General features: G+C 64.9%; 5 protein-coding genes. 4 read left to right on the plus strand and 1 reads right to left on the minus strand.

Translation table 11 applies throughout. The annotated features are described in order from the left end of the window. Window positions 1-32 precede the first annotated feature (32 nt). From ACE3TU_RS19400 to ACE3TU_RS19410, 3 genes are all read left to right on the plus strand, one after another. Window positions 33-1,376, plus strand: coding sequence for a PAS domain S-box protein (locus ACE3TU_RS19400; RefSeq protein ID WP_374627230.1), 1,344 nt, complete (start codon window positions 33-35; stop codon window positions 1,374-1,376). Further along, the gene (gene fixJ, locus ACE3TU_RS19405; protein ID WP_374627232.1) at window positions 1,363-1,986 is read left to right on the plus strand and encodes a response regulator FixJ; all 624 of its coding nucleotides are present in this window, start codon (window positions 1,363-1,365) and stop codon (window positions 1,984-1,986) included. Before ACE3TU_RS19400 ends, fixJ begins: the two co-directional genes overlap by 14 nt. Before the next feature lie 109 nt (window positions 1,987-2,095). Beyond that, window positions 2,096-2,443, plus strand: a complete 348-nt coding sequence (locus ACE3TU_RS19410) for a hypothetical protein (protein WP_374627234.1) — start codon at window positions 2,096-2,098, stop codon at window positions 2,441-2,443. On the opposite strand, the gene ACE3TU_RS19415 is transcribed toward ACE3TU_RS19410, so the two are convergent. Beyond that, entirely contained in the window at window positions 2,440-2,877 is a 438-nt protein-coding gene (locus ACE3TU_RS19415; RefSeq protein WP_374627236.1) for a hemerythrin domain-containing protein, read from the minus strand. The two genes, ACE3TU_RS19410 and ACE3TU_RS19415, sit on opposite strands and share 4 nt — an antisense overlap. A 187-nt stretch (window positions 2,878-3,064) precedes the next feature. On the opposite strand from ACE3TU_RS19415, the gene ccoN reads away from it, so the two are divergent. After that, a partial coding sequence (gene ccoN / locus ACE3TU_RS19420) for a cytochrome-c oxidase, cbb3-type subunit I (protein WP_374627238.1) occupies window positions 3,065-4,395 on the plus strand: 1,331 nt, incomplete at its 3' end.

Raw genomic sequence — 4,395 nt, forward strand, 5'->3', positions numbered from 1 at the left:
TAGGCTGACCGTGTTGCGTTGCGGAGCACCACGTGGGTAACCAGCGGGCAAGGGCCGATCTGGCGGTAGGCATTGTCGCAGCGCTTCTGCTCGTCGCCGCGATCGGTGTCTCGGTCGTCCCTCCGGACATCCTGTCTCCGGCCTACCGCACCGCGCTTCTCGTCCTGCTGAGCGTTCTGGGCGTCGGCCTGTTCGGCATGCTGCTCCGCGCGACCCTGCAGCTGAGAAACGATGCGGAGCGGAGCGCCGCCGTCCTGCGCGAGCGCGAGGCCCACCTGAAGTCCATTCTCGACACCGTGCCCGACGCGACCGTGGTCATCGACACCACGGGGACCATGGTGACCTTCAATGCGTCGGCCGAGCGCCAGTTCGGCTATGCCCAGCATGAAGTCATCGGCAAGAACGTCTCGATGCTCATGCCGCAGCCCTATCACGACCAGCATGACGGCTACGTCTCGCGCTACCTGTCGACCGGCGAACGGCGCATCATCGGCATCGACCGCGTCGTCGTCGGTCGGCGCAAGGACGGCTCGACCTTCCCCATGAAGCTCGCGGTCGGCGAGATGCGCTCAGGGGACAGGGTCTTCTTCACCGGTTTCATCCGCGACCTGACCGAGCGCGAACGCACGGCCGCCATGCTGGATCAGGCGCAGAGCGAGCTGGCGCGCCTGGCGCGTCTCAATGAACTGGGCGAGATGGCCGCAACGCTCGCGCACGAACTCAACCAGCCGCTCTCCGCCATCGCCAACTATGTCCAGGGCTGTCGGCGCATGCTGGAACGCATCGACGAGGAGCATGCCAACCGCATGCGCGGGGCCCTCGAGGAGACGGCCAGGCAGGCCCTGCGGGCCGGCGACATCATCCGGCACCTGCGCGAGTTCGTGCGGCGCGGCGACACCGACAAGCGTCCGGAGGACATCAAGTCGCTGGTCGAGGAGGCCGGCGCACTGGCTCTGGTCGGGTCGCGCGAGCGGGGCATCAAGTCGGTCTTCGATTTCGGACCGGAGGAGGCGAGCGTCGTCGCCGATCGGGTGCAGATTCAGCAGGTCCTCATCAACCTGATGCGCAATGCCATGGAGGCGATGCGCGACAGCCCGCGCAAGGAACTGACGGTATCGACCCGTGCGCTCGATGCCGAGCGCATGCAGGTCGAGGTTGCCGATACCGGCCCCGGCATCGCCGACGATATCGCGCCGCGGCTGTTCCAGCCCTTCGTCACCAGCAAGGCGAGTGGTATGGGAATAGGCCTGTCCATCTCGCGGCGCATCATCGAGTCGCATGGCGGCGAACTCAATGTCATGCGCAACCGTGATGGCGGCGCCACCTTCGCCTTCACCCTGCCGATTCTGACCGAGGCTTCCGTTGACTACAACTGACACCGTCGTTCACATCGTCGACGACGAGGAGGCCGTGCGCAACTCCCTCGCCTTTCTGCTGTCGGGAGCCGGCTTTGCCGTTCGGGTGCACGAGAGTGCGACGGACTTCCTCGCGATCGCCGCCGGCATCAGCAATGGCTGCCTGATCACCGATCTCAGGATGCCGGACATGGACGGCGTGGAGCTGTTGCGCAAGCTGCGCGATGCCGGGGCGCTCCTGCCCGCCATCGTCATCACCGGTCATGGCGATGTGCAGATGGCCGTCGAGGCCATGAAGAACGGCGCCCTCGATTTCATCGAGAAGCCGTTCAGCGACCAGGTGCTGATCGATTCGATCGGCCGGGCGGTCGAGCGGGCCGACGAGCAGGTGCGCAACGAAGCCGCCGAGGAACTGGTGCGCCAGCGGCTGGACTCCCTGAGCGAGCGCGAGCGGCAGGTGCTCGACGGCGTGGTGGCCGGGCAGCCCAACAAGACCATCGCGTCGGAACTGGGCATCAGCCCGCGCACGGTCGAGGTCTACCGCGCGGGTCTGATGGGCAAGATGCAGGCCCGCAGCCTGGCCGAACTGGTCCGCATGGTGATCGATATCGGCTACGATCCGGCCGGCTGAAAGCGGACTTCAGTGCCCGTGGCTTGATCTACCTCAAATCCCGTAGGCGAATGCCTGCCTAAGCATCGTCTTCGCGCCGCTGGAGGACAGCGCGGAGGAGACAGTCTGAATGCCCGTCGGCCGCCTGCTCGTGATCGCTCCCGATAGCGACCTGCGACACTCGCTGGTCTTCGCGCTCGAGGCGGAGGGCTTCGAGGTGACCGAAAGGGCGCAACTGCCGTCCGTCGACTGGGCCGAGAGCAACCGCTTCGACTGCACCGTGCTCGACCACAAGGCGGTGCGCGGCGCGAAGTCCGAGAGCATCGCGTTCTGCATCAAGGCGGCTCCGGTCGTGCTTCTCGCCTCCCGCCCGCTGCAGTGGCTGGCGGACTTCGTGGCCGAGACCGTCGAAACGCCGGTGATCGGCAATGCCCTGCTCGTCGCCGTTCGTCTCGCCATCCACCTGCCGACGGCCTAGCCGGTCTGGCGCGTCCTGAGCATTTCGGCGAGCAGTTCGCGTTCGCGTCGCACGTGCCGCCTGATGCCTTCGAAGAACCCGCGCAGCATGTATCCCGTCGCCTCCGGCGCCAGGTCGGTTCGGCCTTGCCCCATCTGCATGAGCTCGTGCTGCACCTCTTCGGCGAAGCACTCGTCCTCGACATGCTCGAGGCGCAGCTGTTCGACGAGATCGACGCCGCCCTCGTGGTGCCGGGTCACGTGCGGAAACAGCTCGCGCTCCTCGGCGGCGTGAGCCTGCTTGAGCAGGGGCCCGATCATCCTCGCCAGGTGCAGGCACTGCTGCCGGTCGAGGCGGCTTGGAAGAGAATCGGCCACCTCCTCGAGGCGATCACAAAGACCCATCTGCCGCTCGTAGGCATCGAGCAACCCGGATCGCAATTCCTGTCGCGTCATCCCTCGCGAACTCCGCTGTGAACAGCGTCACAATTGTGAGAGCGCGTCCGGGGCGCCTTGATCTGGATCAATGTGGCTGTTTGGGCCGGTCCATAGGTTGCAGCGTCTCGAATTGCCTATTCAGGGGGCGACGTTGCGAAATTTGGGTTGGATCATAACACTGGCAGTGGGAGCGTTCTTGACGCTCATGCTGTCGGCCTTTGGGCAGGATGCCCCCTTCAAGATCCAGATGGGGGTGCTCACGGCTGTTCTGGGTCTGGCGGCCATCGTGCTGATGCGCCTGCCGGACCGCAAGGTGGCGGTCGAGGCCGCCGGTGAGGCGGCAGGGTACTTCGATGCCCCGATCCGGGTTGGATCCATCCTGGTGATGTTCTGGGGTGTCGTCGGCATGCTTGTCGGCGTGGTGATCGCACTGCAACTGGCGTGGCCCGAGCTGAACTTCGGACCCTACCTGAACTTCGGTCGTCTGCGGCCGCTGCACACCTCGGGCGTCGTCTTCGCCTTCGGCGGCACGGCGCTGATCACCACCAGCTTTTACGTCGTGCAGCGAACCTCGCGGGCACGGCTGCTCAGCGATTCCCTCGCCTGGTTCGTGTTCTGGGGCTACCAGCTCTTCATCCTCATGGCGGCGACGGGCTATCTGCTCGGCATTACGTCGGGCAAGGAATATGCCGAGCCCGAGTGGTACACCGACCTGTGGCTGACGATCGTCTGGGTCGCCTACCTGATCCTGTTCCTCGGCACGATCATCAAGCGCAAGGAACCCCACATCTACGTGGCGAACTGGTTCTACCTGTCGATGATCGTGACCATTGCCATGCTGCACGTGGTCAACAACCTCGCCATCCCGGCGAGCTTCCTCGGCTCCAAGGCCTACCCGGTCTTCTCGGGCGTGCAGGATGCGCTGACCCAGTGGTGGTATGGCCACAACGCGGTGGGCTTCTTCCTGACCGCGGGCTTCCTGGGCATGATGTACTACTTCATGCCCAAGCAGGCAGAACGGCCGGTCTACAGCTATCGCCTGTCGATCATCCACTTCTGGGCGCTGATCTTCCTCTACATCTGGGCCGGTCCGCACCACCTGCACTACACCGCTCTGCCCGATTGGGCGCAGACCCTCGGCATGGTGTTCTCGATCATGCTGTGGATGCCCAGCTGGGGCGGCATGATCAACGGTCTCATGACGCTGCGCGGCGCCTGGGACAAGATGCGCACCGATCCGATCATCCGCATGATGGTCATCGCGGTCGCCTTCTACGGCATGTCGACCTTCGAAGGTCCGGTCATGTCGATCAAGTCGGTCAACGGCCTCAGCCACTATACCGACTGGACCATCGGCCACGTGCACTCCGGTGCCCTGGGCTGGGTCGGCATGATCTCCTTCGGTGCCGTCTACTTCATGGTGCCGCGCCTGTGGGGTCGCAAGCAGCTCTACTCGCTGCGCATGATCAACTGGCACTTCTGGCTCGCCACCGTCGGCATCGTCATCTACGCCTCGGTCATGTGGGTCAGCGGCAT

Source organism: Devosia sp., assembly GCF_041917035.1.
Lineage (GTDB): Bacteria > Pseudomonadota > Alphaproteobacteria > Rhizobiales > Devosiaceae > Devosia_A.